The following is a 26,351-nucleotide window of genomic DNA, read 5'->3' as shown; positions in this document are numbered from 1 at the left end:
GGGATCAGTACCAGTTGACGGCCTGCGAGTGCGACCAGGCGCTGCACGGCGAGCCGTAGGAACGCGAGATGTAGTCGAGGCCCCAGGCGATCTGCGTCGCGGCGTTCGTCTGCCAGTCGGCGCCCATCGTGGCCATCTTGCTGCCGGGCAGCGCCTGCGGGATGCCGGTGGCGCCGCTCGAGCCGTTCATCGCGGTGTACGACCAGCCCGACTCCTTCTGCCACAGCGAATCGAGGCACTGGAACTCGCCGTCGCCCCAGCCGTACTTGCTCGAGGCCATCGATCGTGCGGTCTCGCGGGCGCCTTCGGGAGTGTTCGCGCGGGCGAGTGCCTCGGCGGCGGCCTTCGCCTTCGCGGCCTGCTCGCGATCGAATTCGGCGGCCGCGGCCTTCGCCTTGTCGACCTCGTCGCGGGTCTCCGCGGTCAGATCGACCAGTTCGTCGACCGGCAGCAGTTCGTAGTCGCCGAGCGAGGCGACCGAGGCCGCGAGGTCCGAGGTGTCGGTCTTGCCGTCGACGGCGGCGAGCGTGGCGTTCGCGGTGGAAAGGGTGTCCTCGGCGGTGGCACGGGTGCGGGCGGCCGCGATGGCGCTGTACGCGCCGAGCTGGTCGTGCTGCACGCCGGTCGCCTCGGTGAGGGCGGTGGTCGCGTCGATGCGCGCCTGCGACTCTGCGGCCGACCTGATGGTGAAGCCGGTGCCGACGATGAGCGCGATGCCGGCGACGGCGCCGGCGGCCATGAGCCGGCGGCGGTTGGCCCGGCGGCGCATCGAGCGACGGGGGTGGTCGTCGACGGTCGTGCCGGCGAGGTCTGCGGTGCGGGTTTCGGGGCTGGGGGAAGTCTGGTTTCGCATAGGTATCTGAAGCTGCTCGGTTCGAATTCGTTCGATGGGGGCGGCCCCGAGCACGGGCACAAGTCAGACACCCTGCCCTCCGATTCTGGACGGATCCTCACTTCCACCTGTGCACTTCATGGATGTCGCGGCGAAAGGCGCGATACTCGGAGGATGCTCCCAGCCGACGCCACCGACTTCCCCAGCCCGGCCGCGGAGGGACGCTGTCCGTGCTTCAGCGGGCTCACCTTCGGGGAATGCTGCGCCCCGTTCCTCGGCGGCACGGCGTCGGCGCCCACGGCCGTGCAGCTCATGCGGTCCCGCTACACCGCGTTCGTCACGGGCGCCGCCGACTACCTGCTCGCCACCTGGCACCCGTCGACGCGGCCGGATTCGCTCGATCTCGACCCCTCGATCCGCTGGCTCAGGCTCGAGGTCGAGCGCACGGAACGCGGCGGTCCGTTCGACCGCGACGGACTCGTGGAGTTCACGGCGTACTTCCGGTATCACGGCGAGCGCGACCGCCAGCACGAGACGAGCACGTTCGCGCGAGTCGACGGGCGTTGGGTGTACGTCGACGCGACCGGCTGACGCGGCGCCGGCGGTGCGCTGCAGGCGAACGGCGGTCCGAATCAAAGCCAATCCAGAGCTTCACCCCATACCGTGGTCCTCGTGACTCCGCTCGACGGCACTCGTCCCCCGAGGCATCCAGACGCTCCCGCAATGCTCACCGCCCGTGCCCAGCGCACGCTCGAGACGATCGACGGCCAGACCCTCGACGAGATGCGAGCACTCCGCGACGAGACCGAGCGATTCATGCTGCGCTACAAGTTCGGCATGGACGAGGTCATCACGAAGCTCTCGATCCTGCGCGAGGAGTTCAACCAGACGCACGACTACAACCCGATCGAGCACATCTCGAGCCGGCTGAAGAGCCTCGACAGCGTGATCGAGAAGATGGCACGCAAGGGCGTCGAACCGAACTTCGACACGATCCGCGAGACGATCACGGACATCGCGGGTGTGCGCGTCACGTGCAGCTTCGTCTCCGACGCGTACCGCATCTTCGAGTTGCTCACCGCGCAGCGCGACATCCGCGTACTCAAGGTGAAGGACTACATCAAGGATCCGAAGCCGAACGGCTACCAGAGCCTGCACGTCATCGTCGAGGTGCCGGTGTTCCTCTCGACGGGGCCGCACCCCGTGGCGGTCGAGGTGCAGATCCGCACGATCGCGATGGACTTCTGGGCGAGTCTCGAGCACAAGATCTACTACAAGTACGACCGCCAGGTGCCGCAGGAGCTGCTCGACGGGCTGACGGACGCCGCTCGCACGGCCTCCGAACTCGACACCCGCATGGAGCGCCTGCACCACGAGGTGCACGGCTGGCCGCGATCGGCGCACGTGCGACGCGACATCGCGGTCTGAACCGGGGCGACGCCGTGATGCACGGCCCGGTCACTCGGCCGGGTCGTCGACCTTCTTCGCACGGCTCGGCTGCACGCGGGTCGGCTCCCCCGGCATCTTGGGGAAATCGGGCGGGAAGGGCAGCTCGCCGAGCCCGTCGTCGAGATCGCGCTGCCACCACTCGAGGAGCAGGTCGAGTCGACCCGGCCGATCGTGCATCGCCGCCCACGGGTCGCCGCGCTCGGCGAGGCGCTGCGGCACGGTGCGGACGGTGTGGTCGGCGGGGTCGGTGCGCTCGAGCTCCGACCACTCGAGCGGGCACGACACCGGCGCGTGCGGCAGCGGACGGGGGCTGTAGGCGCCCGCCATGGTGCGATCGCGGTTCGCCTGGTTGTAGTCGATGAAGATGCGGTCGCCGCGCTCCTCCTTCCACCAGTTGGTCGTGACCCGGTCGGGCAGGCGTCGCTCGAGCTCACGACCGAGCGCGATCACCGCGTGACGCACGTCGAGGAACTCGTGCTCGGGCTCGATGGGAGCGAAGACATGGATGCCTCGGCTGCCGGAACTCTTCACGAACCCGGTCAGGCCCACCTCGGCGAGCAGCTCGCGAAGGGCGAACGCGACGGGCACGGCCTCGGCGAACCCCGTGCCAGGCTGCGGGTCGAGATCGATGCGCAGCTGGTCGGGGAAGTCGCTCTGCTCGGCGCGGGACGCCCACGGATGGAAGACGACGGTGTTCATCTGGGCCGCCCAGACGGCACCGGCCGGTTCGTCGAGCACGAGCTGCGGGTGCTTGCGCCCGCTCGGATAGGTGACCGTCACCGAGCGGATCCACCCGGGCGCTCCCTTCGGCGGGTTCTTCGAGAAGAACTGCTCGCCGTCGACGCCGCCCGGGAAACGCTGCAGCGACACCGGGCGATCGCCGTTGGCCTCGATGAACGCGTCGCCGACCGCGACCAGATACTCGGCGAGCTCGCGCTTCGTGATGCCCGCCTCGGGCCAGATCACCCGCGTGGGACTCGAGACCCGTACGGCGCGCTCGCCGTCGGGTCCGGGGACAAGGAGCTCGATCGCGTCACCGGCCATGGCAGCGACGCTACCGGCAAGCACCGACGTCGCGCAGCCCCGGCGACCGCATCACGCCGGGATCGACTCGTACCGTCGCGCCGCGCGCGCCCGCGCCTTCGCGGCCTCGACCTCCCGGTTCTTCGGCGGCGCGCTCGTGACGAGCTCGTCGAGGAGGTGGCGCGTGATGTGCGCGATCTCGGCGACCGCACGATCGAACGCCTCGGCGTTCGCCTTCGACGGCTTCGTCGACCCGCTCACCTTGCGCACGAACTGCAGCGCCGCCGCGTGCACCTCGTCGTCGGTGGCGACCGGCTCGAAGTTGTGGAGGGGGTGGATGTTCCTGCACATGCGGTGCAGCCTACGCCTCATGTCCGAGGATCGCTCGCTTGCGCGGGCGTCGCCAGCGGCTGCAGGAGGAACAGGCGCACCACCCGTCCCGACTCGCGCTCGTACGCGCGATACCCCGGCCACTGCGCCTCGATCAGCGCCCACGCGGTATCGCGCGCGTCGTGGTCGATCCGGGTCGCGTGCACCGGCATGCGACGGCCGCGCACGGTGATCGCCGCATCGGGGTGTGCGATCAGGTTGTACGTCCACGCCGGATGCCGATCGCGCGCGAAGCTCGTGCCGGCGATGATCGCCCTGCCGTGGCCGTCGGGCGTGTACATGAGCGCCGTGTCGCGCGGCTCACCCGATCGCGCGCCGATCGTGTGCAGCATGAGCGAGGGCACGAGGAGGGCGCTCAACTGCACACGCCCGCCGCTCGCCCACGCGATCAGCCGCTCGACGGGAGGCAGGACTCGCGGCGCGGCCCACCGGAACAGGCGGGTGCGGGTGAGCGGCGAGATCACGGACCTGACGAGGTGGACGACGCTGGGCATGCGCCCCATTCTGCAGGTCCGGGGAAGAGCCCGTCGAGGCGCGGACGACGCACGACGCGCCGCCGAGCCGCCGAGCCGCCGCGTCGCGGAGCGACGGAAGGTCCGACTGGGGCGGTGCGCGGTCAACCCCCTTGTCTCTGGCGACCGTCGACCTAGCGTGGAAGGTGACGAGAGAGAGATCGGAGGAGCCATGACCGACCCGATGCGCCCCGGCGAACCGGCCGAGGGCGAGTACACCGACTCCGAACTGCCGGAGGACGCGCAGTCGGCGACTCCGCACCGGGACCACGATGCGGAGGCGGTGAGCGCCGAGCACGACACCGAGGCGCTCGAGATCGACGTCGACGAGGACACGGGCGAGGTCGAGATCGAGGAGGAGGACGAGGACGAGGTCGACATCGTCGCGCCGGATGCCATCATCCCGCCGACGCGGGGGTTCCCCATCTGACCTCGTCCGGCGTCGGCCGTCCGGCGACTCAGCTCGGTCGCCGGGCGGTGCCCGGTCGCCGGGCAGCGACCGACCCGTCGTCGACGATGATGTAGGCACCCGCGATCAGGATGACCTGGCTCGACAGGTTGAGCCAGAGCAGCAGCGCGATCAGCGCCGTGAACGAGGCGAGCAGCGGATTCACCATCGCTCCCCCCACGAAGAGCCCCGAGAGGACCTGCAGGCCCGTGAGGCCGAGTCCACCGAGGAGCGCGCCCCGCCAGAGCGAGCCTGCACGCACCCGGATGCCGGAAAGGAGCCGGAACAGCGCGGCGATCGCCACCGTGTCGATCGCGAACGCCAGCACCACCGAGAGGGTCCGCGTGAGCCCGTCGAACCACGGCGATCCCGTCGAGACGTCGAACCAGCCGAACACGGTGTGGAGCGCGGTGGTGCCGGCGACCATGATGACGGCGGACGCGACGAACGCTGCCCCGAAGGCCACCGCGAACACGAAGTCGCGGAACATGAGCCAGCCGAAGAACCGCGGGTCGTCGGGCTGCTCGGCGAGGTCGCGGAACGAGACCCGAAGGGAGCCGATGGCCCCGATCGCCGCGCCGACGAGTCCGACGAGCGCGAGCGCCCCCGCGACGCTGAGGGTGATCGGCTGCAGAAGCTGCTCGACCGAGAGCACGCCGTCTTCGCCGACGAGTCCCGGGATGACCGCGTCCAGGGCGTCGACGAGCGCCTGGATCGCCTCGGGTCGTCCGGCGAGCCAGACCCCGGCGACGGCGAAGCCGAGGAAGACGCCGGCGAACACGGAGAACAGCGCACGGTACGTCACACTGTCGGCGAGCATCGGCCCGTGCAGCGTGAAGTACCGGACGATCGCCCGGGTCAGGGTGAATCGGAGCGCCCACTCCCAAACCCCCTCTCCCCGGCGGACCATCGCCTGCCAGAACGAACCGGTCTCTCGTGCCATCACCGTGTCAGGCTATCGATTGCGCAGGAACACCGGCCATCCCGTCGTTGTTGAGGCAAGAGGCGTGTAGCATACCCGCCCACCGAGAGAGACCAGGAGACTCACCATGAGCGAACGTACCGAGACCGCGATCCTCGCCGGCGGCTGCTTCTGGGGCATGCAGGACCTCATCCGCAAGCGCCCCGGGGTGCTCGCGACCCGCGTCGGCTACACCGGCGGTGATGTGCCGAACGCGACCTACCGCAACCACGGCACGCACGCCGAGGCGATCGAGATCGTCTTCGACCCCGAGCAGCTGGGTTACCGCGACCTCCTCGAGTTCTTCTTCCAGATCCACGACCCGTCGACGAAGAACCGGCAGGGCAACGACATCGGCACGAGTTATCGATCGGCGATCTTCCCGACGACGCCCGAGCAGGATCGCGTCGCGCGCGACACGATCGCCGACGTCGACGCCTCGGGGCTGTGGCCGGGGCCCGCGACCACCGAGGTGGCGCCGGCCGGTCCCTTCTGGGAGGCCGAGCCGGAGCACCAGGACTATCTCGAGCGCTACCCGAACGGCTACACCTGCCACTTCGTGCGCCCGGGCTGGAAGCTGCCGAAGCGCGAGGACGCGGCGCCCCGGACCGACTCGGTCGCGTAGCGCACGAGATCGAGCGCGGGCGAACGGCGAAGGACCGCGACGGACGAACGTCCGCCGCGGTCCTTCCGCGTTGCACCGGAGTCTCGGCTCAGTACCAGCCGGCCGACTCCGAGTGGTCCCAGGCGCCGCAGGGGCTGCCGTACCGGTCGGCGATGTAGCCGAGGCCCCACGCGATCTGCGTCGCGGGGTTCGTCTCCCAGTCGGCGCCGGCCGAGCCCATCTTGGAACCGGGCAGGGCCTGCGGGATGCCGTAGGCACCCGAGGAGGGGTTCGACGCGTAGACGTTCCAGCCCGACTCGCGATCCCACAGGGCCACGAGGCATCCGAACTGGTCGTCGCCCCAGCCGCGCGCCGCGAGCATGTCGCGGGCGATCGCCTGGGCGCCGCTCGGGTTCGCCGGCCCCGAGGGACGCGAACCGCCGGAGGCTTCCTCGGCGGCGGCCTCCTCGGCGGCGGCCCGCTCGGCGGCGGCGCGCGCGGCGGCCTCGGCCGCGGCCTTCTTCTCGGCCGCGATCTTGTCGGCCTTGGCGATCGCGCCCTTGACCTCGGTCGTGTGCGAGGCCGTCGCATCGGCGAGTTCGAAGACGCGCTCGGGCGCCAGCAGCCGGTAGTCGTCGAGCGCCGCGACCGACGAGGCGAGCTCGGTGGCATCGGCCTTGCCCTTGGCGGCGGAGATGGTGTCCTTGGCACCGCTCAGGGTGTCCTTCGCGGCCTTGACGGCGCGCGCCTCGAGGATGCCCGAGTGCGAGCCCAGCTGCTCGACCTTGAAATCGGTCGCCGCGCTGAGCTCGGCGGTCGCGGCGATGCGCTCGTTCTGCGCGGCGACGGCGGACTGCAGCATGAACCCCGAGCCGACGAGGGCGCCGACCGCGACGACGGCGCCGGCGGTGATCGCGGGGCCCCGGCGCCAGCTGCGGCGCCGACGGCGCTCGCGGCGGCTCAGGCCGGGCTCGATCTCGGGGGAATGGTCAGGGGTGTTCAGGGAGGGAGACTGGTTCTGCATGACTTTCACGTGGCGGCCCCGCTCGCGGCGAGCGCGGGCGGAACCTCTCGGTCGACGTTCCTCGGACGCGGGGGCGCCCGGGCGAAGTGGCCAGTCTGCCGAGAGGTTCTGGACAGAACCTCACTTCTTCCTGTGAAAGTCATCCAAACCCGAGGATGGCTCGGTTATTGATCCGGCGCCGGTGGCGCCCCGCGTGCCGCGCCGTGGAGTCCTGACGTCCTCAGCCGAGCGCGTCGACCGCCGCTTCGATCTCGTCGGGACCGAGCCGGCGGGGCCCCGCCCCGTCCTCCCCGAGCGCGTCGTCGGGGTTGAGCAGCCCGCAGGCCTTCATGGAGAGACAGCCGCAGCCGATGCAGCCGGTGAGTTCGCGCTCGAGCCGTTCGATGCCGAGACGGCGCACCTCGAGCTGCCGCTTCCATCGGCGGGAGGCGCGCTGCCAGTCGTCGTGGCTCGGCGTCGTGTCGAGCGGCACGTGCTCGAATGCGGCCTGCACGTCGCCGAGCGGGATGCCGAGCCGTTTCGCGACGACGATGAGCGAGACCCGCCGCAGCATGTGCCGGGCGTAGCGGCGCTGGTTGCCGCCCGTGCGATGCGAGGCGATGAGCCCGAGTTCCTCGTAGAATCGCAGCGCCGAGGGCGCAACACCGGTTCGCCGGCTCATCTCGCCGACGGTCAGCAGCTCATCGGGCGCGTGCTTCGTCATGCCGTGCTCCTCCGATCCACCACGTGGCGCTCGCCGATTGGACTTCAAGGGTACTTGAAGTTTTAGGCTTGACCCATGCGTTCCAACTCCGGGGTGATCGTGTGACCTACGTGATCGCCCTCCCCTGCGTCGACGTCAAGGACAAGGCCTGCATCGACGAGTGCCCCGTCGACTGCATCTACGAGGGCGAGCGATCCCTCTACATCCACCCCGACGAATGCGTCGACTGCGGCGCCTGCGAGCCCGTCTGTCCCGTCGAGGCCATCTACTACGAGGACGACCTGCCCGACGAGTGGGCCGACTACTACAAGGCCAACGTCGAGTTCTTCGAGATCGCCCCGGGCGGCGCCCCCGCGCTCGGCTCCCCCGGCGGCGCCGCCAAGACCGGCGTCATGGCCTACGACCATCCCGTCGTCGCGGGGCTGGCACCGCAGGGCGGGCACGAGTGAACCCGGCGCGCCACACCGCACTCACCGACGAGCCGGTGAAGTCGGACGTCACCGCCGAGGCGTTCAAGGCCGCGTTCCGCGTGCACCCCGCCGGCGTCGCCATCGTCTCGGCGGCGACCGCGACCGGCCCGGTCGGACTCACCGCCTCGAGCGTGGCGTCGGTCGCCGCCGACCCGCCCGTGCTCTCATTCTCCGTCACCCGGGCCACCGGCTCGGCGGGTGCGCTGCTCGGCGCCGACTCGTTCGTCGTGCACCTGCTCGCCGACCACCAGGTCGACCTCGCCCGGGCGTTCGCCCGGTCGGGCGCGCCGCGGTTCACGCCCGAGCAGGGCTGGACCCGGCTGCCGACCGGCGAACCCGTGCTGCCGGAGGCGCGCGCCGCCCTGCGCTGCCGGGCGCTGCAGCTCGTCCCGGTCGGCAGCTCGACGCTCGTGCTCGCCGAGGTGCTCGAGGTGCGGGCGGGCTCCGACGCTCCCCCGCTCGTGTACCACGACCGACGGTTCCACCGCCTCGACCACGAGGCATCCGAACTCTGAGTCACGCCGCCCGCGACCGCGGGCGGCGACCACCGAAGAAGGAGACATCGCAATGTCGACGTACACCCTGCCGGACCTGCCGTACGACTACGCGGCACTCGCACCGCACATCTCGGCGACCATCATGGAACTGCACCACTCGAAGCACCACCAGGCGTACGTGACCGGTGCGAACACCGCGCTCGAGCAGCTCGCCGAGGCGCGCGCGAAGGGCGACCTCGCGAACGTCAACAAGCTCGAGAAGGACCTCGCATTCAACCTCGGCGGCCACATCAACCACAGCGTGTTCTGGGAGAACATGTCGCCCGACGGCGGCGGCTCGCCCGAGGGCGAGCTGTCGGCAGCGATCGACGACGCGTTCGGCTCGCTCGACGCGTTCCGCGCGCACTTCACCGCGACCGCGCTCGGGGTGCAGGGCTCGGGCTGGTCGGTGCTCGCCTGGGACTCGGTCGGCGCCCGTCCCGTGGTGTTCCAGCTCTTCGACCAGCAGGGCAACGCGCCCCTGGGCGTCACGCCGCTGCTGCAGCTCGACGTGTGGGAGCACGCGTACTACCTCGACTACAAGAACGTGCGCGCCGACTACGTCAAGGCGTTCTGGGAGATCGTGAACTGGGCCGACGTCGCGGCCCGCTTCGACCGCGCCCGCTCGGCGACGAGCGGCCTGATCGTGCCGGGTGCCGCCTGAGCACCCCCGCACCGCGCCCGCCGAGGCGCCGGCGACGCCGGCGCCTCTCGGCGGCGCTGCTCGCCGTGCAGCTGCGTCGATGGGGACTCATCGGCATCATCGTGCTCGTCGCGATCGGCACCCTCATCGCCGCACTGCAGGGCCGCTGAGCTCGGCGATCAGGCGGGTCGCGGCGGACCCAGTCGCGGCACCCGGTCGCGGGTGTCGCCCCCGCCGACCCGGTTGCTGCGCTCCGTCAGCGAGACGAGCGCGAGATGCCGGTCGGCCGTCCAGCAGATGAGACGGCCCTTCTGGTCCTTGTTGCGCCCGAGCACGCCGGCGTCGGCCAGCTCGGCGAGGGCGCGCTGGGCGGCGGCCTTCGAGACGCCGTGCCGCGACGCGACGAGGTCGATCGTCTGGACCGGGTCTGCGGCGAGGTCGCCGAGCACCTTCAGCACGACCGCGTCGCTGCGCGGCCTGGCGGGCGATGCACCTCGCGCCCGCCGGTGCGCGACGAGCTGCTCGACGAGGTCGTCGTCGAGCCGGTCGAGGTCGTCGGCGAGCCGCACCGCGTTGCCCGCCGCGAGTTCGGCGGCGTGCGCGAATCCGGCGATCCAGTCGTCGAGCGCCGGAGGATCGGCCCGGAATGCGGTCAGCCCGGCGAGGTACGCGTTCGTGTCGCCGGCGAAGACCGTGCTGATCGGCACGATCGCGTTGCGTACGGCGTCGGCTCGCCGGAGCACCGTGTGGATGATCGCGCGCCCGGTGCGGCCGTTGCCGTCGATGAACGGGTGGATGGTCTCGAACTGCGCGTGGGCGATCGCCGCACGCACGACGGGGTTGCCGCCGGTCGCCGTGACGAACCGGGCGAGGTCGTCGACGAGCCGCGGGACCTCCGACTCGGGCGGCGGCACGAAGTCGGCCCGGAGCGGACTCCAGCCCGTGCCGCCGACCCAGTTCTGCTCCCTGCGCAGCCCGGGTGCGAGCGTCGGCTCGATGAGGTGCTGCAGCCGCTCGAGATCGGCCGTCGTCACCGTGCGGCGACGGTCGGCGAGCTCGGCGATCGCCTGCTCGGTCGCGCGCACGTTCGCGACGACGTCGAGCGCGACCTTCGGCCCCGCCTCGAGCAGTTCGGCGATCGCGAGTCGCTTCGGCGTGATGCGGTTGCCCTCGATCCACGACGACGAGATGCTCTCGGAGCGGATGAGGAGGTGGTTGAGGTACCCGCCGCGCGCGCCGATGCGCTCGTCGGCGCGCGCGAGCACGGCGAGCGCGTCTTCGGCCGCCTGTCGCGCGGCCGCCCCGACCTCGGGCAGGCCCTCGCCGAGCTCGTCGGGCACGTAGGCGAGGAACCGTCCGGGCTCGCGGTCCCGCCGGCTGAGGTGTCCGGCATCGCCCGGGTGCCAGATCCGCTCGACGAATCGACTCACGGCGCCCTCCCGTCGTCCACGATCGGCCTATAAATCAACTTTAGATCATCTAAAGTTGAAATGACAGGCCGGGCGACTCGGCTCTCCGCCGACCGGACCGGCTCGGCCGCGGCATCCGCACCGCTGTCGCGGTACGGCGCCGGCGGCTACGCGTCGGCGGCCGCGAGCTGCCCGCAGGCGCCGTCGATCTCCTTGCCGCGGGTGTCGCGGATCGTCGTCGGGATGCCGGCGGCCTCGAGCCGGCGCACGAACTCCTGCTGCACGTCCTTCTCGGACGCGGTCCAGATCGAGCCCGGGGTCGGGTTGAGCGGGATCGGGTTGACGTGGACCCAGCCGCGACCGCGCGCATTGAGCTTCTCGGCGAGCAGGTCGGCGCGCCACCCGTGGTCGTTCATGTCCTTGATGAGTGCGTACTCGATCGACACGCGGCGGCCCGTCTTGTCGAAGTAGGCGCGCGCCGCGTCGAGCGCCTCGTCGACCTTCCAGCGCGAGTTCACGGGGATGAGCTCGTCGCGCAGCTGGTCGTCGGGTGCGTGCAGGCTGAGCGCGAAGGTGACCGGCAGGTCCTCGTCGGCGAGCTTCCTGATCGCCGGCACGAGCCCGACCGTCGACACCGTCACGCCGCGAGCCGACATGCCGAGGCCCTCGGGCGCCGGCGCGAGCATCGTGCGCACGGCCGACATCAACCGGGCGTAGTTCGCGAGCGGCTCCCCCATGCCCATGAAGACGATGTTCGAGACGCGATCGGGCGTGTGGTCGCCCTTCTTGCGGCCGCCGAGCTCGCCGCGCGCGAGCGCCGCGTTCGCCATGACGACCTGCTCCACGATCTCGGCCGCCGACATGTTGCGGGTGAGACCCGCCTGCCCGGTCGCGCAGAACGGGCAGTTCATGCCGCAGCCGGCCTGGCTCGACACGCAGAGCGTGACCCGGCCCGGGTAGCGCATGAGCACCGATTCGACGAGGGCGCCGTCGTGCAGCTTCCAGAGGAACTTGATCGTGTCGCCGTTGTCGGTCGTGAACCGGCGCACCTCGGTGAGGAGCTTCGGCAGCACCGCCGCGGCGAGCGCGTCGCGGGACGACGCGGGCAGGTCGGTCATCTGCGCCGGGTCGTTCGTGTGGTGCACGAAGTAGTGCGTGGCGAGCTGCGCCGCCCGGTAGCCGGGGAAGCCCAGCTCGGCGACGTGCGCCTTGCGGTCGGCCGGCGCGATGTCGGCGAGGTGCACGGGCGGCTTGCCGCGCTTGGGCGAGGCGAACTGCAGCATCGGCCGCCCGTCGGGGCCCTTCTTCTGCTCCCAGCCCTCGGTGGCCGGGCGCACCTGGCGGGGCTTCGTGCGGCGCACCGCGTCGGAGGCGGTCTGGTCGGTCGAGTTCGTCACCTTCCAAGGGTACGCGGCCGGGCCGCGTGAACGCTGGATGCCTCGGGCTCGTCGCCGGCGCGTCGGTCGGCCTCGTGCCGCGCGAGCGCGACCCGGCACCGGTGCTCGGTGACGAAGGGTTCGAGGCGCGCCAGCGCGAGCGGACCGCCGGTCTGGCGGAGCACATCTCCGACGAGGCGGGCGTGCACCGAGCAGACGAGCGCCATGTCCTCGTCGATCAGCTCGTGATACCGGCACGGCGCGAGCTCGAACACGAGCTCGGCCTCGTCGACCCGGGGCTCGAGGCCCGCGTCGTCGAGGTGCTCGTAGAGCACGTCGAGCTGCGAGCGGGCGTCGTCGTCGAGTTCGCCGTCGCTCGCGCCGGTGGCGGCGCGCAGGAGCGCCCCGCGTCGCCGTGCGGCGGCGATGCGGTCGGCCGCGACGGTGCTCGTCGCGGCGTCCTGCACGGGGTGGAATCCGATCGCCGGGCGCCCGCGCGAGTTCGTCGGCATGGCCTCGCCGCGGATGAGTCCCTCGCGCTCGAGCACCTGGAGGTGGTCGCGGACGGTGTTGAGCGGCAGCCCGCACTCGTCGGCGAGCTCGCTCGCGCGACGCCCCGGCGCGCGCTGCACGGCCCGCAGCAGGCGGATGCGGCTCGGCTGGGTGAGTCCCCGGAAGTCCCCGACGCGACGTGGCACACGGTGATTCTACGTCGTGTCGAATAAACCCGGTGGAACCGCGAGCGACTCGCGACCGCCCGCCCGAGACTCGACACGACGCGTTCTCCCGAACCGGAAAGGTACGTCATGCAGCTCTCTGCCGAGTCCGAAGCCATCGTCCGCGCGACCGCCGGCGTGGTCGCCGAGCACGCCGAGGAGATCACCCGGGTGTTCTACCCCGCGATGTTCGCAGCCCACCCCGAGCTCCTCGACGTGTTCAACCGTGCGAACCAGGCGATCGGCGAGCAGCCGAAGGCGCTCGCCGCGTCGGTCGTCGCCTTCGCGGTGCAGCTCATCGACCCCGACGCACCCGACTTCACCCCCGTGATGCGCCGCATCGCGCACAAGCACGTCTCGCTCGGCATCACCTCGCGCCAATACACGATCGTCGGCAAGCACCTGCTCGATGCGGTCGGCACCGTGCTCGGCGACGCGGTGACGCCCGAGGTGCGGGCCGCGTGGGACGAGGTCTACTGGCTGTTCGGCTGCTCGCTCATCGCCGAGGAGGCGAAGCTCTACGCGCTCGGGGGCACGGACCCCGAGCATCCGTGGCGGACGTACCGGGTCGTCGAACGGTTCGAGGAATCCGACGAGACCTTCTCCCTCGTGCTCGCGCCGGCCGAGGGCTCCACGCCCGCGCACCGGACGGGGCAGTACGTGGCGATCGCCGTCGACCTCCCCGACGGCACGCGACAGCCACGCCAGTACACGATCTCGTCGGGCCCGCGCGGCGACGCGCTGCGGGTCACGATCAAGCGGGTGCGCGGCGTCGACGGGGCTCCCGACGGCCGAGTCTCGGGCTGGCTCCACGAGCACGCGCAGCCCGGCACGCTCCTCGACGTCTCGCAGCCCGCCGGCGACGTCGTGCTCGACGCCTCCGACGCGCCGCTCGTGCTCGTCTCCGCGGGCATCGGCATCACGCCGATCGCCGCGATCCTCGAGGACCTCTCGCGCACGCAGCCGCACCGGACCGTGCGGCTCTTCCACGCCGATCGGGCGCACGACACGCACGCGCTCTACGCGTCGCTCCGTCGCCAGGTGCTCGCCATGGAGGACGCGCGGGCCCAGAACTGGTACGAGCACGATGCCGCCGCCGCGCCGACGCTGCACCCGGCGCTGCCCGGGTTCATGGACCTCGGCGAGGTCGACCTCCCCGACGGCGCGACGGTCTTCATGTGCGGGCCGCTGCCGTTCATGCGCTCCATGCGCGAGACGCTCATGGGCCGCGGGATCCCGAGCGAGCAGATCCAGTACGAGGTGTTCGGACCCGACCTCTGGGCACACAACCCCGCCGCCGTCCCGGCCTGACGCCACCGGGCGGCCTCGCGCCGCGAGGCCGCCCGGTGCAGACTGGGGGCATGGCCGACGTCACCGCCGTCCTCGGCGACATCACGGAACAGCACGTCGACGCGATCGTCAACGCCGCGAACAACGCGATGCGCGGAGGCGGAGGCGTCGACGGCGCCATCCATCGCGCCGGCGGTCCCGCGGTGCTCGACGACTGCATCGCGCGATTCCCGTACGGGCTCGCGACGGGCGACGCCGGGTGGACGACCGCGGGCGACCTGCCCGCGTCCTGGGTCGTGCACACGGTCGGGCCGAACCACCGCGCCGGCGAGCGCGACCGATCGCTGCTCGAGTCGTGCTACCGGCGCTCGCTCGCCGTCGCGGACGAACTCGGCGTCCGATCGATGGCCTTCCCGCTCGTGAGCGCCGGGGTCTACGGCTGGCCGATCGACGACGCGATCGCCGCGGCGATCGAGACGATCGAGGCCGCCGACACCCGCGTCGAGGACGTTCGGCTGGTCGTGCGCGACCCGGAGCTCTTCGAGCGAGTCCGGCTGGCGCTCGCCGAGCGCTGAGGCGCACGGCCGCACACGCGACGCGCGCGGCGAGCGCAGCGGTCGCCCGCCCGTCAGCCGCTCGTGAGGACGACGAGCTGCCGGGTCGACCTCGTCATCGCGACGTACCGGTCGACCGCCCCCTCGATGCCGTCGCCGAAGCGATCGGGATCGACGAGCACGACGAGATCGAACTCGAGCCCCTTCGAGAGCTCGGGTGCGAGCGCGCGGATGCGCGGGGCGCCGGCGAAGCCGGGCGCCCCGATCACGCAGGCCGTACCCTCGGGGTGCTCGACGAGCCACTGCTCGAGCGTCGCCGCGAGGTCCCCGATCGAGCCGTACGACACCGGAACGCCGCTGCGCCGGATGGACGTCGGCACGTTCGCGTCGGGCAGGACGGCTCGGATGACCGGCTCCGCGACCGCCATGACCTCTTCGGGCATGCGGTAGTTGACGGCGAGCGAGGTGAGACGCGCGTTCACGAGTCCGAGCCGCTCGAGCCGGTCGGTCCAGGTCTCGGTGAAGCCGTGCCTCGCCTGCGCCCGGTCGCCGACGATCGTGAGGCTGCGCGAGGGGCATCGCGCGAGCACCATCGACCACTCTGCGTCGGTGAGTTCCTGCGCCTCGTCGACGACGACATGCGCGAACGGGCCGGCGAGCCGTTCGGGGTCGGTGCGCGGCCCCGCGCCGGGATCGTCGGCGAGCGTGTTCACGACGTCCTGACCGCGCAGCATCGACATGATGAGCAGTTCGGAGTCGTCGGCGGCGATGAGTTCGTCGCGAACCCGCTCGCGCTGCTCGAGCTCGGCGGCCGCGGCGAGGCGCTCCCTGCGTCGGTGACGCGTCGCCTCCGGGTCGCCGATCCGACGGCGCGCCGCATCGAGGAGCGGCAGGTCGGCGACGGTCCACGCGCGCGGGTCGTGGCGCCGGAGCCGCTCCGCCTCGGATCGCGTGAGCCACGGCGCACACCGCTCGAGGTAACCGGGCACCGACCACAGGTCGGCGACGACGCCCGCCGGGTCGAGCAGCGGCCAGGCCCCGTTGAACATCCGCACGAGCTCGTCGTCCTGCTCGATCGCGCGACGGACGAGCGCGGCGGGCACCTCGTCGTCGACCTGGTCGGCGAGGATCTCGACCAGCGCCTCCCACACCTCGGCTCGCCCGTCGTTGTGCGCGGTTCCCGGCTCGGGCGCGCCGAACGCCTCGGCCCAGTCGGCGGCCGTCAGCGTCGGTTCGGCCCAGGGCGTCTCGACGACGAGTTCGTCGACCGGCGGCCGCTCGTACGTGGTCACGGCGGCTTCGACCGCCCCGACGAGCCCGGCGGAGGCCTTCAGGCGGGCCGCCTCGGGATCCGTCTCCGGCGTCGCATCGGCGCCCTCGTCGACGAGGTCTCGGAGGGTGGCCATCTGCACGCCCTCCTCGCCGAGGCTCGGCAGGACGTCGTCGACGTACGACAGGTAGGCGCGGCTCGGGCCGACGAAGAGGACTCCACCCCTCCGGGCGTCGAGCCGCGGGTCGGAGTAGAGCAGGTAGGCGGCCCGATGCAGCGCCACGACGGTTTTGCCGGTGCCCGGACCGCCGTCGACGACGAGCGCCCCGCGCGATCCGGCGCGGATGATCGCGTCCTGGTCGGCCTGGATGGTGCCGAGCACGTCGCGCATGCGCGGCGACCGGCTCGCCCCGAGGCTCGCGATGAAGGCCGACTGGTCATCGGGTGCGAGCCCGCCGCCGGATCCCGGCACGAACACCTCGTCCCAGTAGTCGGTGATGCGGCCCCGGGTCCAGCGGTACCGCCGCCGGCTCGCAAGGCCCATCGGGTCGGCGTGGGTCGCACCGAAGAACGGCTCCGCGGCGGGCGCGCGCCAGTCGACGAGCAGCGGTTCGCCGTCGTCGCCGATGAGACCCGCCCGTCCGATGTAGACGCTCTCGCCGCCGACGCCGACCATGCGGCCGAGGCAGAGGTCGAGCCCGACGCGCCGCAGCAGGCGAAGCCGCCCGCTCAGCCGGTCGATCCCGAGGTCCCGCTCGAGCGCCGCCTGGCCGCCGCGGCCGGGCGCCGCGCGGAGCTCCGCGAGCCGGTGCTCCGCGTCGGCCACCTGCGCGTCGAGGCTCGCGGCGATGCGGGCGAAGTGCCGCCGGTCGGCCGCGACGGCCTCGGGCGCCGCCTTCGCGGCGAGGCGGTCGGGCAGGGCGAAGACATCGGTGGACGGCAGGGTCAACGGCGCACTCCAGGTCGGCGGAAAACGTCAATCATGACCCCGACCGGGGCTCTTGCCGCAAGCCCCCCGACCGCCGATAGACTGGGAGTGGCGGGGCGGTGTCCCCGCCGTTCGCATGTCGGCGGCGCCGTCGTCCGCGCCGCGGCTAGGCTGCACCGGTGCCCAACAGTCGCATCGCCGCCGTCGCCGCGCACCTGCCCGAGTGCACCCGAACGACCGCGGAGACGGCGCGCGAACTGCGCTCCCGCAATCGGCACCTGAGGTTGCCGACCGCGCTCATCGAACGCATGACGGGCGTACGGGGCGTGCATCTGCGCCCCGATGGCTGGCACGCCTCCGACCTCGCGGTCGTCGCCGCCCGCGAGGCGCTCGAGCGCTCCCCCGGGCCGATCGACCAGCTCATCTTCGCGAGCGCGAGCCAGGACCTCGTCGAACCCGCGACGAGTCATATCGTCAACGCGAAGCTCGACCTCGGAGTGCCGGTCTTCGACGTGAAGAACGCCTGCAATTCGGTCCTGAACGCGATGCAGGTCGGCGATGCCCTCATCCGTTCGGGGCAGTGCCGGCGGGTGCTCATCGCGAGCGGCGAGGCGCCGACGGCGGCCGTTCGCTGGTCCCTCCGGGACCACGCCCAGTTCGTGCGCTCCTTCCCCGGCTACGTCATGAGCGATGCGGGCGCGGCCGTGATCCTCGAGGCGGATGCCTCCGGCGAGCGCGGCATCGTCGACACGGCGTTCCACTCGGCGTCGCAGCACTGGTCGATCGGCACGCTGCCGGGCGGCGGGACCATCGGCGGCCACGACCCCGACAGCACGTACTTCGACATGGACGGCGCGGGCCTCCAGCGAGCGTTCCTCGAACTCGGCCCCGGGCCGGTGCTCGCCCTGCTCGATCGGCACGGGCTCGTGGCATCCGACCTCGATCTCGTGGCGATCCACCAGGTCGCGCTCCCCTACCTGCCGCCGATCTTCGCGCGGCTCGGGGTTCCCGACGACCGGACCGTGATCACGGTCGCCGACCACGGCAACCTCGCTTCGGCGACGCTGCCGCTGCAACTCCAGCTGGCCCGCGAACGCGGGATGGTCGGCGACGGCAGCCTGGTGCTCCTCATCGGGCTGGCGGGCGGCATCAGCCTCGGACTCATGCTGGTGCGGCTGTGAGCGGGCGGCTCGCGGTGGTCGTGCCGGTCTTCGACGAGGCGGCCGGCATCACGGCGACGCTCGAGGCGCTCGCCGCGCAGGACGACCGCGACTTCGACGCCGTGTTCGTCGACAACGGCTCGACCGACGGCAGCGCCGAGGTCGTCCGCGCCTTCGCGGCGGCGCACGGGCTGCATCGCTGGCGGGTGATCGACGAGCCGCAGAAGGGCACGGGAGCGGCGGCCGACACCGGCATGCGCGCGGCGATCGCGGCCGGGGCGACGCTGCTCGCGCGCACCGATGCCGACTGCCTGCCCCGGGCCGACTGGACGGCGAGCATCCGCCGTTCGCTCGCCCCGCGCGAGCAGGGCGGCCTGGGGTTGCGCCTCGTCGGCGGCGAGCTCGTGCCGCGGCGCGACGAGGGACTCGGACTGCCGACGCGGCTCGCGCTGCGCGGCGCCGTGCACGTGGCCGAGGCGTTCGGCCGGATCCGCCCCGGCAATCGCGACGACGCGTACCTCGGCCCCTACATGATGGCGGCGGGCTGCAACGTCGGCATCACGGCCGAGCTGTACATCGCCGCCGGCGGCTTCCCGCGCACCCGCATCGAGGAACTGCACGAGGACCGCGCGCTCGTGAACGCCGTTCGCCGCATCACCGCCGACTACGCAAGGCGGGGCGATGTCGTCGTGCACGGGTCGAGCCGCCGGGTGCAGGCGTGGGGCCTCCCGAACACGCTGCTCTGGTACAAGGACCACGCCTACCGCCCCGCCGTGGTCGACATCCGCGACCCGGCCTCGGTCGTGCGCGAGCCGCGGGCCTCGGTGACGCTCGCACGCCGCCGCGAACGCCGCGTCGTGCGCGCGGCGCACCCGCTCGCGTTCCCGGCGGTTTCGGCGATTCCCGGCCCGGTGCGCCGGGTGCCGAGACTCGGGGTGGTCGTCAAGGATGCGGCCCTGCTACGGGCGACGCTCCTCGACACCGAGACGTTCTCGAAGAACGGCCCCGGCGCTTCGAGCGAGCTCTGGACGCCCGTACTGGGCCCGAGCGTGCTGCTCAACATGGAGGGCGGCGAGCACCGGGAGCTGCGCCGCCGGCTCGCGCCGCTGTTCGCCCCCGCCTTCGTCGACCGGCTCGTCGCCGACGCGCTCGGCAGCGCAACGACCGAGCTCGGCGCGAGGCTCGCCCGCGGCGACCGGGTCGACCTCGTCGCGTATGCGCGCCGATCGGCGAGTGCGGTGATCAGCCGCCTCGTCGGCCTCGACGACGAGGTCGTCGACGACGAGCTGTTCGCGCGCATCTCGGCCGTCACCGGCTTCGTCACCCTCGCCCGCCCGCGGCTGACCCCGCGCCGACTGGCTGCGGCACGCCGCATCCTCGGTGAACTCGACGCCCATGCGGCGCGCGCCTACGCGGGCGACGAGTCGACCGTTCCGGGCCGCATGCGCGCCCTCGGCCTCGACGAAGGCGAGGCCCTGGGCGCGGTCGGCGCCTTCGTGCTCACCGGGACGGAGACCCTCGTCTCGTTCATCCCGCGGCTCGCGGCGATCCTCGTCGACAGCGGGTGGCACGCCCGCCTCGCCGCCGACCCGTCGCTCGTCGACGCGGCGGTCGCCGAGGCGCTCCGGGTCACGACGCCGTCACCCGTCATGGTGCGCTCGGTCGTGCGCGACGGCGCCGTCGGGCCGTTGCGGGTACGTCGCGGCGAGCGCGTCATCCTCGGCACCTACTGGGCGAACGGCGAGCTCGGCGACTTCGATCCCCGCGCGAACCCCGCCGCATCGCTCAAGCAGCTCTGGTTCGGCGCCGGTGCCCACTTCTGCCTGGGCGCCCCGCTCGCGATGGCGCAGGTGCACGCCGCGCTGGGCCCGCTGCTCGCGACGCCCGGCCTGCGCGTGGTCGAGCGCACCGCAGCGCGGAACGTGCTGATCCCCTCGTATCGTCGGCTCGTCGTCGAAGGCAGGGCGGGCGGGTCCGGTCCCGAGTGGGCGAGCGTCGCCGACGCCGCCGCCGACCGCGAGCGACGGGCGCACGACCGGGATGCCTCGTCGGAGGCCGCGCGATGACCGCCGACCTCGTCGTGGCGGTGCTCGCCGCCGCCGACCGGCGACCCGACCGCCCCGCCCTGACGTCCGGCGGGCTGACGCTCAGCTACGGCGAACTCGCCCGGCGCATCCGGGCGATCGCCGCCTCGCTGCGGGCCGAGGGGTTCGTCGACGGCGACCGGGTGCTGTTCTCGGTGCGGCCGGGCCCCGACGCGGTGACGCTCGCGCTCGGCATCGTGCTCGCACGCGGCACCGTGGTCTTCGCCGACCCCGGTGCCGGCGAGGCGCTGTTCCGCTCGCGGGCCCGGCTCGCGGCGCCCCGTTGGGTCGCGGCCGAGTCGTTGCTCTACCTCGCCTCGAGCGGCCCGTTCCGGCCGATCGCGCGCCGTCGCGGCCTCGAGCTCGCTCCGTACGCCCGACTCGTGCCGGAGGCGCGCCACGTGCGGGCGGGCCGATGGCTGCCGGGGGTGCCGCGCGGGGCGCTCGCGCTCGACCGGCTCACCGGACGCGCGCTCGACGCCGACGATGATCGGGTCCTCGCCGTGCTCGAGGGCGAGCCGCGGCCCGACGACGAGGCGCTCGTCGTCTTCACGAGCGGCACGACGGGCCGGCCGAAGGGTGTCGTGCACTCGCGCGGATCGCTCGGATCCGGGCTCGGCGACTTCGCCGCAGGGGTCGGGCTCCGGGCGAGTCAGCGGGTGCTGACCGATCAGCTCATGGTCGGCGTGCCGGCCCTCATCGCGGGCGCGCACTGGAGCATGCCGCCCGCCGGAACGAACCCCGGTGCGCGACCCGCCGACTACCTGGGGCTGCTGGGCGATGCGCAGCTCCTGTTCGCGGCCCCCGCCGCGATCGACGCGATCCTGCGCGAGCTCGAGGTCCGGCCCGAGCTCGCTCCCCGGGCGCTCGACACGATCGTGCTCGGCGGCGCACCCGTGCTGCAGCCGCTCCTCGAACGGATCTTCGCGCGCTTCCCGGGCGTGCGCGTGCGCGCGGTGTACGGGATGACCGAGATCCTCCCGGTCGCGATCGCCGACGGCCGGCGGAAGCTCGACGCGCTGCGCGCTCGCGGAACCGCGTCGGCTCGGGGCGGCGCCGCGCCCGACCGCGGCGGCGACCCGGTGGGCCGGCTCGTGCCGAGCGTCATCGCCCGCATCGACGACGGCGAGCTCGTGCTCGCCGGACCGGGCCTCGCCCGCGGCTACCTGCACGAGCTGCCCGAGCGTCCGCTCGCCGAGCTCCGCACGGGCGATCTCGCACGCATCGACGACGGCGCGCTGACGCTCGTCGGCCGGGCGAAGGACATGTTCATCCGCGGCACGCAGAACGTGTATCCGGGCCTCTACGAGCCGGTCGTCGCGGGGTTGCCCGGTGTGCTCGACGCGGTCGTGAGCGGCGTGCCCGACGAGATCGGCGACGACCGCATCGTGCTCGTCGTCGTTCCCGCCGAGGCACCGCCGCGGGGGTTCAGCCCGGGGCATCCGCTCGTCTCGCCCGTGACGCGGGCCCTGCCCGGCCTCATCGACGCCGGAGCGATGCCCGACCTCGTGCTCGCCGTCGACGAGTTGCCGCGTTCGGGACGCGCCCGGAAGCTCGACCGGCGTTCGGGACGCGCCCGGAAGCTCGACCGGCGTGCGCTCGCGGCGGAGCTCGCCCGCTACCTCGCCGACGGCTCCGGCGAGCGCGGCGCCCTCGACCGGCGATCCGGCGGATCGGGGTGAGCCGGATGAGGATCGCGGTGACGGGAGCGAGCGGCTTCATCGGCGGCGCCGTCGCGTCGGCGCTCGCCGACGACGGACACGAGGTCACCGGTTACGGTCGCGCCCCCGCCGGCTGGCGACATCCGGCTGGCACCTATGCCGTGTGGGACCTCACGACGGGGCCGCTCGCCCGCGCGACGCCCGTCGACGCCGTCGTGCACTGCGCCGCGCTCGCCGACGACTGGGCCGCGCACGACCGCGCGCTGCGCGCCAACCGCGACGGCACGCGCGCGATGCTCCGCACCTTCCCGGGCGCACGCATCGTGCACCTGTCGACGTCGAGCGTGTACGACGCGTTCTCGCCGAGCGTCCGAGTCCGCGAGGACGCGCCGCGGCCGCGCCGCCACCTGAGCGCGTACTCGGCGACGAAGGTGCTCGCCGAGGCCGAGCTCGGCGGGGCGGACGCCGCGATCCTGCGCCCGCACGCGGTGTACGGCCCCGGCGACACGACGCTGCTGCCGCGAATCCTCGCGGGGGTGCGCCGCGGCCGACTGGCCTTGCCCGGCGGCGGGCGGGTGCCGCACCAGCTCACCCACGTCGACAACCTCGTCGAAGCGGTGCGACTCGCCGCCGTGCCCGGCGCCGCGCGCGGCACGTTCAACATCGCGGATGCGTCGCCGGTGCTGCTCTCCGACGTCATCGAGGAGTTCCTGCGCCGGCGCGGGGTCGATGCCCGCCTCGTCGACGTACCGGTCGGCGTGGCCTTCACCGTGGCCGGTGCGCTGGAGGCGTCGGCCCGGGTGACCGGCCGCCGCCCCCGCCTCACCCGGTACGCGGTGAGCCAGGTCGGCCTCGAGCGCACCTACGACCTCACCGCGGCCGAGACCCGGCTCGGCTACCGCCCGCGCGAGACCTCGCTCGACGGTGCCGAGGCCTGGTGAACGCTCGCCCAGGGACGGCGTCCGCGTCATGCGGTCGGGCGCCGTCGCGATCAGGTCGAGTGCGGGAGCCGCGCGTGCGACCGCGCTCGCGGTGCCGCGGCGCCCGCACGCGCCCACGTGAGCGCCAGTGCTGCGAGCACCGCGGCGAGCACCGCGACCGCGGTGATGCGCAGCGTGAAATCGGTCAGCCCGGCCGCGAGCACCGCCAGCGCGGCGAACTGGACCCATCGATCATCGGGAATCGGCCGAGGCACCGACCTCAGCACGAGGATGAGCAGGACGAGCGCGAGGCAGACGCCCACGAGCCCGAATTCCAGACCCCACTGCAGCACCTCGTTGTGCGCATGCGTCGTGATCCGCGAATCCCCGTCGACCGGTGCGAATGGTGCCGGCATCGCCCCCTCGCCGATGAGCGGCCGGGAGGCGATGCGCTCTGCGGCCTCGGCCCAGAGCCAGGGCCGGTCCTGCTGGGGCTCGGTCGCCGTTCGCACGACGACCACGCCGATTCCGGCAGCGAGGCCGACGGCCGCGAGCACGCGCAACCGCCAGTCGGCGTGCGCCACGGCGTAGCCGATCAGCAAGAGGCACGCCGCGAGCACGGCGATGCGGCTCCCGGTCGCGAGCAATGCGGAGCACTGCAGGACGAGCGCCGCGCCGAGCAGCCATCCACCTCGCCGCTCGAGCTCCCGCACGGTGAGGACCGACGTCGCCACGAGCACGATGCCGAGGGCGTTCGGGGAGCCGAGCAGTGCATCGGCGCGCGACGACTCCGGTGCGCCGGCTGCGCTCGAGATCCCCCACTCGGCGAGTCCGACGGCCGACTGCAGGCAGCCGACGGCGATGAGACCGGTCACGAGTGATTCCCGCTCGGGGGCGCTCAGCCGCCGCACGACCAGCACGGTCATCACCGCGACCAGGACCAGCAACGGAACCCGGACCGTCTCGAGAGTCGGCCCGACTCTCACCGGCCCCTCGAACACCAGCCAGCCGAGCAACGCGACGATCGCGACCCAGATCGCTGCGCCGACTCGAGTCCACGCACGACCGATGACCACGGCGGAGAGGAGGAGCGCGCAGACGATCACGAGGTCGCGCCCACTCGTGCCGCCCTGCGTCGCGACGGCCCACGCGAGGCCGGCCAGCACGAGGTAGGCGGTCACGACGCCGCGTCGCCGGAGCTCGATTCCGGGCCCGAGCCCGAATCCGGGCCCTTGCCGTCAGCGCTCGACGCGCTGCTCTTCCGTTCGTCGCGCTGCTTCGACGCCGTCGGGCCGCCGGGACGCACCGCGGCGTTCTTCCCGTCGCCGTGCCTCCTCCACACCGTCCAGCCACCGGGACGTGCCGCGGCGGTCTTCCCCTCGTTCCGCTTCTTCCACGCCGCCCAGAGCCCGAGGAGGCCTCCCGCGAGGGCGACGAACGGCGCGATGTAGAGCACCGGCTGCTGGAGCAGCGTCCAGAACGACGGCGGCGGCGAGACGGCCTTCGAGGCCGCCTGCATCGGGACGTCCGCGGTCAGGCTCTGCGCCCCCGCCTGCCCCTGGACGCGTGCGGTGAACACGAGGGCCACTTGTCCGGGCTCGTCGACGGTCACCGTCCAGTGCCGGACGTAGCGGTCGTCGTCCGACGTCGAGCGTGAGAGCGACGCCAGTCGAGTCACTGCGCGGCCGGCCGCTTCGGCGTCCACGATGGTGACGGCGGCGGAGTCCTCGCTGCGCTCCAACGCGAGGTCGACGCGGATCGTGTCGGCGTGCCCGGCCAGCGACATCGACGCGGAGACGGGGTACGACTGGCCGACGACCATCTCGTCCGGGACGTCGATCTCCATCGCCTCGGCCGCGTCGACGACCTCGTCGAAGTCCTGCTGCGCCGGGTGGACCGCCACCTCGATCGGTATCGGCTTGTTCAGGTCCGCGATCCCCGCCACCAGTTGACCGTCCACGACGATCTTCGGGTGGATGCTGAGCGAGAGCGACTGCTTGCCGGCCTCGAGCGGGGTCACGTCCCAGGTCCAGGTCAGCTCGTATCCGCCCTCGCTGCGGACGGCGCCTCGATCGAGGAACATGAGCGAGTCCGACGTCGGTTCGATCCGGAAGGCCTCGGCGTCATCGGCGGCGAGGACGGCTTCGTTGCTCCATCCGACGGTGACCGTCGGCGACGAGGGATCGAGTGCCGTTCCGTAGATGAGCGTCGCACTGAACTCGGTCGTCTCGAACTGGGTGACCGGGTCCGCCGCCCAGGCGGGAACGATGTTGGCGTCCGTCACGGCCTCGTTGATGGTCGTGGCGTCCAGGCTCGGGTACACCGCCGCGTAGAGCGGCGCCGCTACCGGCACGCCGATGGCGATCGCCGTCGCCGCCAGCACGACGGCGACCGCACGCCGGTCGAATCGGCTCCGCGCTTCCCCATTCATCGCCCCCTCCTCGACACGAGTTCGCGGGGAGATCTGCGCCCCATCGTACGCCTTGGGGCCCGAACCGGCCATGCCCGGCCCGGCGCTCGGCGGCGCCCGTCGGCGTCGTCCACCACCGCCTTGCGGGCACGATCCCGACCTGCCGGCCTCGAGTCGAGCGCGCGATCTCGAGCACGTGGCACCCGACTTCGCCGGCTCCCGTCGCGATGACCGCCGAGATCGTCTTCGACGAGCACCCGGCGGGCACGCGGTACCGGGCGATCGTGCGGCACGCCGACCCGGCGACCCGCACTCGGCACGAGGAGCTCGGGTTCTTCGACGGCTGGGGTGCGGTGACCGCGGCGCTCGCCGCCCTCGCCGGAGGGTAGCTCACCCGCGATCCGGGATGCCTCACGCGATTCATCCCTTTCGCATGATGCCTCAGGGCGCGCGCACCCATTTTCATGGAGATGCACCCGTCGACGAGACGGTGCGATCGATGAAGGGAGCCGGCGCGTGTCGGAGCAGACCACTGAGGAACACGACCTCACCGAAGAAGAACTGGGGCCGATCGACTACATCGTCGTCGAGTTCCCCGCGGGTGAGACCCGCCTGACCGGCGAGGCCGCCGAGGAGCTCGCCTCGCTCGCCGCCTCGGAGACGATCCGCGTGCTCGACCTCGTCATCGTTCACAAGAACGACGACGGCTCGATCGACGTCGACGAGTTCGAGGATCTCGACGACCTCGGTCCGCTCGGCGCGTTCGAGGCGACCCTCGCCGACGTGCTCGCCGAGGCCGACCTCATCGACGTCTCCGCGGCCATGGAGCCCGGCAGCAGCGCAGCGGTGCTCGTCTGGGAGAACACCTGGGCGGCCCCGTTCGCGGTCGCACTCCGCAGGAACGGCGCCCAGCTGATCGCGTCGGGCCGCATCCCCACGCAGGCGCTGGTCGCCTCGATGACGAGCGAAGGAGAGTAG

Annotated in this window: 28 protein-coding genes; 15 read left to right on the top strand and 13 right to left on the bottom strand. The window is 72.5% G+C overall.

Features of this window, described 5'->3' with window-relative positions; translation table 11 throughout:
- Positions 1–4 precede the first annotated feature (4 nt).
- Positions 5–853, bottom strand: a complete 849-nt coding sequence (locus tag AC3RJ7_RS16905; RefSeq protein WP_491457029.1) for a DUF948 domain-containing protein — start codon at positions 851–853, stop codon at positions 5–7.
- A gap of 153 nt (positions 854–1,006) precedes the next feature.
- Between AC3RJ7_RS16905 and AC3RJ7_RS16900 the strand changes: the two genes are divergently transcribed.
- A complete protein-coding gene (locus tag AC3RJ7_RS16900; protein ID WP_491457028.1) occupies positions 1,007–1,423 on the top strand; it encodes a YchJ family protein in 417 nt (138 codons plus the stop codon).
- Between the two features lie 132 nt (positions 1,424–1,555).
- Positions 1,556–2,260: a GTP pyrophosphokinase gene (locus AC3RJ7_RS16895; protein ID WP_491457027.1), complete on the top strand. Its 705-nt coding sequence runs from the start codon at positions 1,556–1,558 to the stop codon at positions 2,258–2,260.
- Between the two features lie 30 nt (positions 2,261–2,290).
- Here AC3RJ7_RS16895 and ligD read toward each other — a convergent pair whose 3' ends face one another.
- From ligD to AC3RJ7_RS16880, 3 genes are read right to left on the bottom strand one after another with little or no spacing between them, the layout of a single operon-like run.
- A complete protein-coding gene (gene ligD, locus AC3RJ7_RS16890) occupies positions 2,291–3,325 on the bottom strand; it encodes a non-homologous end-joining DNA ligase (protein ID WP_491457026.1) in 1,035 nt (344 codons plus the stop codon).
- Between the two features lie 51 nt (positions 3,326–3,376).
- Positions 3,377–3,655, bottom strand: a complete 279-nt coding sequence (locus tag AC3RJ7_RS16885) for a DUF2277 domain-containing protein (protein ID WP_491457025.1) — start codon at positions 3,653–3,655, stop codon at positions 3,377–3,379.
- A 17-nt stretch (positions 3,656–3,672) separates the two neighbouring features.
- Complete coding sequence (locus tag AC3RJ7_RS16880; RefSeq protein ID WP_491457024.1) at positions 3,673–4,188, bottom strand: nitroreductase family deazaflavin-dependent oxidoreductase; 516 nt, start codon at positions 4,186–4,188, stop codon at positions 3,673–3,675.
- A 190-nt stretch (positions 4,189–4,378) separates the two neighbouring features.
- On the opposite strand from AC3RJ7_RS16880, the gene AC3RJ7_RS16875 reads away from it, so the two are divergent.
- Positions 4,379–4,636 (top strand): hypothetical protein, encoded by a 258-nt coding sequence (locus tag AC3RJ7_RS16875; RefSeq protein ID WP_491457023.1) that lies wholly within the window; start codon positions 4,379–4,381, stop codon positions 4,634–4,636.
- A 28-nt stretch (positions 4,637–4,664) separates the two neighbouring features.
- Here the strand turns inward: AC3RJ7_RS16875 and AC3RJ7_RS16870 are convergent, their stop codons facing one another.
- Positions 4,665–5,597: a YhjD/YihY/BrkB family envelope integrity protein gene (locus tag AC3RJ7_RS16870; protein ID WP_491457022.1), complete on the bottom strand. Its 933-nt coding sequence runs from the start codon at positions 5,595–5,597 to the stop codon at positions 4,665–4,667.
- A 106-nt stretch (positions 5,598–5,703) separates the two neighbouring features.
- Here AC3RJ7_RS16870 and msrA point away from each other — a divergent pair, with 106 nt between their 5' ends.
- A complete protein-coding gene (gene msrA / locus AC3RJ7_RS16865; RefSeq protein WP_491457021.1) occupies positions 5,704–6,240 on the top strand; it encodes a peptide-methionine (S)-S-oxide reductase MsrA in 537 nt (178 codons plus the stop codon).
- A gap of 88 nt (positions 6,241–6,328) precedes the next feature.
- Here msrA and AC3RJ7_RS16860 read toward each other — a convergent pair whose 3' ends face one another.
- Positions 6,329–7,243, bottom strand: a complete 915-nt coding sequence (locus tag AC3RJ7_RS16860) for an aggregation-promoting factor C-terminal-like domain-containing protein (protein WP_491457020.1) — start codon at positions 7,241–7,243, stop codon at positions 6,329–6,331.
- 220 nt (positions 7,244–7,463) lie between these two features.
- Positions 7,464–7,946, bottom strand: coding sequence for a redox-sensitive transcriptional activator SoxR (soxR, locus tag AC3RJ7_RS16855; RefSeq protein ID WP_491457019.1), 483 nt, complete (start codon positions 7,944–7,946; stop codon positions 7,464–7,466).
- Positions 7,947–8,047: 101 nt separating this feature from the next.
- Here soxR and fdxA point away from each other — a divergent pair, with 101 nt between their 5' ends.
- From fdxA to AC3RJ7_RS16840, 3 genes are read left to right on the top strand one after another with little or no spacing between them, the layout of a single operon-like run.
- Positions 8,048–8,395 carry a ferredoxin gene (fdxA, locus tag AC3RJ7_RS16850; protein WP_491457018.1) on the top strand — a complete coding sequence of 116 codons (348 nt, stop codon included), beginning with the start codon at positions 8,048–8,050 and terminating at the stop codon, positions 8,393–8,395.
- Positions 8,392–8,931 (top strand): flavin reductase family protein, encoded by a 540-nt coding sequence (locus tag AC3RJ7_RS16845; RefSeq protein ID WP_491457017.1) that lies wholly within the window; start codon positions 8,392–8,394, stop codon positions 8,929–8,931. Before fdxA ends, AC3RJ7_RS16845 begins: the two co-directional genes overlap by 4 nt.
- Before the next feature lie 52 nt (positions 8,932–8,983).
- Positions 8,984–9,616, top strand: coding sequence for a superoxide dismutase (locus AC3RJ7_RS16840; protein ID WP_491457016.1), 633 nt, complete (start codon positions 8,984–8,986; stop codon positions 9,614–9,616).
- 158 nt (positions 9,617–9,774) lie between these two features.
- On the opposite strand, the gene AC3RJ7_RS16835 is transcribed toward AC3RJ7_RS16840, so the two are convergent.
- The 3 genes from AC3RJ7_RS16835 to AC3RJ7_RS16825 all read right to left on the bottom strand — a co-directional run bounded on the left by AC3RJ7_RS16835 (position 9,775) and on the right by AC3RJ7_RS16825 (position 13,078).
- Positions 9,775–11,025, bottom strand: coding sequence for a Fic family protein (locus tag AC3RJ7_RS16835; protein WP_491457015.1), 1,251 nt, complete (start codon positions 11,023–11,025; stop codon positions 9,775–9,777).
- A gap of 146 nt (positions 11,026–11,171) precedes the next feature.
- The gene (gene rlmN, locus AC3RJ7_RS16830) at positions 11,172–12,401 is read right to left on the bottom strand and encodes a dual-specificity RNA methyltransferase RlmN (protein ID WP_491457014.1); all 1,230 of its coding nucleotides are present in this window, start codon (positions 12,399–12,401) and stop codon (positions 11,172–11,174) included.
- Complete coding sequence (locus AC3RJ7_RS16825; RefSeq protein ID WP_491457013.1) at positions 12,398–13,078, bottom strand: helix-turn-helix domain-containing protein; 681 nt, start codon at positions 13,076–13,078, stop codon at positions 12,398–12,400. The genes rlmN and AC3RJ7_RS16825 overlap by 4 nt, the downstream gene beginning before the upstream one ends.
- 108 nt (positions 13,079–13,186) lie before the next feature.
- On the opposite strand from AC3RJ7_RS16825, the gene AC3RJ7_RS16820 reads away from it, so the two are divergent.
- Together AC3RJ7_RS16820 and AC3RJ7_RS16815 are read left to right on the top strand one after the other, a co-directional pair.
- Entirely contained in the window at positions 13,187–14,407 is a 1,221-nt protein-coding gene (locus AC3RJ7_RS16820) for a globin domain-containing protein (protein ID WP_491457012.1), read from the top strand.
- A gap of 50 nt (positions 14,408–14,457) precedes the next feature.
- The gene (locus AC3RJ7_RS16815; RefSeq protein ID WP_491457011.1) at positions 14,458–14,961 is read left to right on the top strand and encodes an O-acetyl-ADP-ribose deacetylase; all 504 of its coding nucleotides are present in this window, start codon (positions 14,458–14,460) and stop codon (positions 14,959–14,961) included.
- Between the two features lie 53 nt (positions 14,962–15,014).
- On the opposite strand, the gene helR is transcribed toward AC3RJ7_RS16815, so the two are convergent.
- A complete protein-coding gene (helR, locus tag AC3RJ7_RS16810) occupies positions 15,015–17,159 on the bottom strand; it encodes an RNA polymerase recycling motor ATPase HelR (protein ID WP_491457010.1) in 2,145 nt (714 codons plus the stop codon).
- A 158-nt stretch (positions 17,160–17,317) separates the two neighbouring features.
- Here helR and AC3RJ7_RS16805 point away from each other — a divergent pair, with 158 nt between their 5' ends.
- Genes AC3RJ7_RS16805 through AC3RJ7_RS16790 form a run of 4 tightly spaced genes read left to right on the top strand, consistent with a single transcriptional unit; the run spans position 17,318 to position 22,984 of the window.
- Positions 17,318–18,319: a 3-oxoacyl-ACP synthase III family protein gene (locus tag AC3RJ7_RS16805; protein ID WP_491457009.1), complete on the top strand. Its 1,002-nt coding sequence runs from the start codon at positions 17,318–17,320 to the stop codon at positions 18,317–18,319.
- A complete protein-coding gene (locus AC3RJ7_RS16800) occupies positions 18,316–20,364 on the top strand; it encodes a glycosyltransferase (protein ID WP_491457008.1) in 2,049 nt (682 codons plus the stop codon). Before AC3RJ7_RS16805 ends, AC3RJ7_RS16800 begins: the two co-directional genes overlap by 4 nt.
- Positions 20,361–22,064 carry a class I adenylate-forming enzyme family protein gene (locus AC3RJ7_RS16795; protein WP_491457007.1) on the top strand — a complete coding sequence of 568 codons (1,704 nt, stop codon included), beginning with the start codon at positions 20,361–20,363 and terminating at the stop codon, positions 22,062–22,064. The genes AC3RJ7_RS16800 and AC3RJ7_RS16795 overlap by 4 nt, the downstream gene beginning before the upstream one ends.
- A 17-nt stretch (positions 22,065–22,081) precedes the next feature.
- On the top strand, positions 22,082–22,984 hold the full coding sequence (locus tag AC3RJ7_RS16790) for an NAD-dependent epimerase/dehydratase family protein (protein WP_491457006.1): 903 nt from the start codon (positions 22,082–22,084) through the stop codon (positions 22,982–22,984).
- A gap of 50 nt (positions 22,985–23,034) precedes the next feature.
- On the opposite strand, the gene AC3RJ7_RS16785 is transcribed toward AC3RJ7_RS16790, so the two are convergent.
- Together AC3RJ7_RS16785 and AC3RJ7_RS16780 are read right to left on the bottom strand one after the other, a co-directional pair.
- A complete protein-coding gene (locus AC3RJ7_RS16785) occupies positions 23,035–24,144 on the bottom strand; it encodes an O-antigen ligase family protein (protein ID WP_491457005.1) in 1,110 nt (369 codons plus the stop codon).
- Complete coding sequence (locus tag AC3RJ7_RS16780) at positions 24,141–25,394, bottom strand: hypothetical protein (RefSeq protein WP_491457004.1); 1,254 nt, start codon at positions 25,392–25,394, stop codon at positions 24,141–24,143. Before AC3RJ7_RS16780 ends, AC3RJ7_RS16785 begins: the two co-directional genes overlap by 4 nt.
- Between AC3RJ7_RS16780 and AC3RJ7_RS16775 the strand changes: the two genes are divergently transcribed.
- Both AC3RJ7_RS16775 and AC3RJ7_RS16770 read left to right on the top strand, forming a co-directional pair.
- On the top strand, positions 25,370–25,762 hold the full coding sequence (locus AC3RJ7_RS16775) for an SRPBCC domain-containing protein (RefSeq protein WP_491457320.1): 393 nt from the start codon (positions 25,370–25,372) through the stop codon (positions 25,760–25,762). The genes AC3RJ7_RS16780 and AC3RJ7_RS16775 overlap by 25 nt on opposite strands.
- A gap of 127 nt (positions 25,763–25,889) precedes the next feature.
- Positions 25,890–26,351 (top strand): DUF6325 family protein, encoded by a 462-nt coding sequence (locus AC3RJ7_RS16770; protein ID WP_491457003.1) that lies wholly within the window; start codon positions 25,890–25,892, stop codon positions 26,349–26,351.

It is taken from the genome of Agromyces solani, assembly GCF_058349925.1.
Note: the sequence above shows the minus strand (reverse complement) of the source record. Positions and strands in the feature narration are given on the sequence as shown.

Coding starts and splice junctions, on each gene's coding strand:
- AC3RJ7_RS16905 (WP_491457029.1), bottom strand. CDS start 853: ATGCGAAACCAGACTTCCCCCAGCCCCGAAACCCGCACCGCAGACCTC.
- AC3RJ7_RS16900 (WP_491457028.1), top strand. CDS start 1,007: ATGCTCCCAGCCGACGCCACCGACTTCCCCAGCCCGGCCGCGGAGGGA.
- AC3RJ7_RS16895 (WP_491457027.1), top strand. CDS start 1,556: ATGCTCACCGCCCGTGCCCAGCGCACGCTCGAGACGATCGACGGCCAG.
- ligD (WP_491457026.1), bottom strand. CDS start 3,325: ATGGCCGGTGACGCGATCGAGCTCCTTGTCCCCGGACCCGACGGCGAG.
- AC3RJ7_RS16885 (WP_491457025.1), bottom strand. CDS start 3,655: ATGTGCAGGAACATCCACCCCCTCCACAACTTCGAGCCGGTCGCCACC.
- AC3RJ7_RS16880 (WP_491457024.1), bottom strand. CDS start 4,188: ATGCCCAGCGTCGTCCACCTCGTCAGGTCCGTGATCTCGCCGCTCACC.
- AC3RJ7_RS16875 (WP_491457023.1), top strand. CDS start 4,379: ATGACCGACCCGATGCGCCCCGGCGAACCGGCCGAGGGCGAGTACACC.
- AC3RJ7_RS16870 (WP_491457022.1), bottom strand. CDS start 5,597: ATGGCACGAGAGACCGGTTCGTTCTGGCAGGCGATGGTCCGCCGGGGA.
- msrA (WP_491457021.1), top strand. CDS start 5,704: ATGAGCGAACGTACCGAGACCGCGATCCTCGCCGGCGGCTGCTTCTGG.
- AC3RJ7_RS16860 (WP_491457020.1), bottom strand. CDS start 7,243: ATGCAGAACCAGTCTCCCTCCCTGAACACCCCTGACCATTCCCCCGAG.
- soxR (WP_491457019.1), bottom strand. CDS start 7,946: ATGACGAAGCACGCGCCCGATGAGCTGCTGACCGTCGGCGAGATGAGC.
- AC3RJ7_RS16840 (WP_491457016.1), top strand. CDS start 8,984: ATGTCGACGTACACCCTGCCGGACCTGCCGTACGACTACGCGGCACTC.
- AC3RJ7_RS16820 (WP_491457012.1), top strand. CDS start 13,187: ATGCAGCTCTCTGCCGAGTCCGAAGCCATCGTCCGCGCGACCGCCGGC.
- AC3RJ7_RS16815 (WP_491457011.1), top strand. CDS start 14,458: ATGGCCGACGTCACCGCCGTCCTCGGCGACATCACGGAACAGCACGTC.
- AC3RJ7_RS16795 (WP_491457007.1), top strand. CDS start 20,361: ATGACCGCCGACCTCGTCGTGGCGGTGCTCGCCGCCGCCGACCGGCGA.
- AC3RJ7_RS16780 (WP_491457004.1), bottom strand. CDS start 25,394: ATGAATGGGGAAGCGCGGAGCCGATTCGACCGGCGTGCGGTCGCCGTC.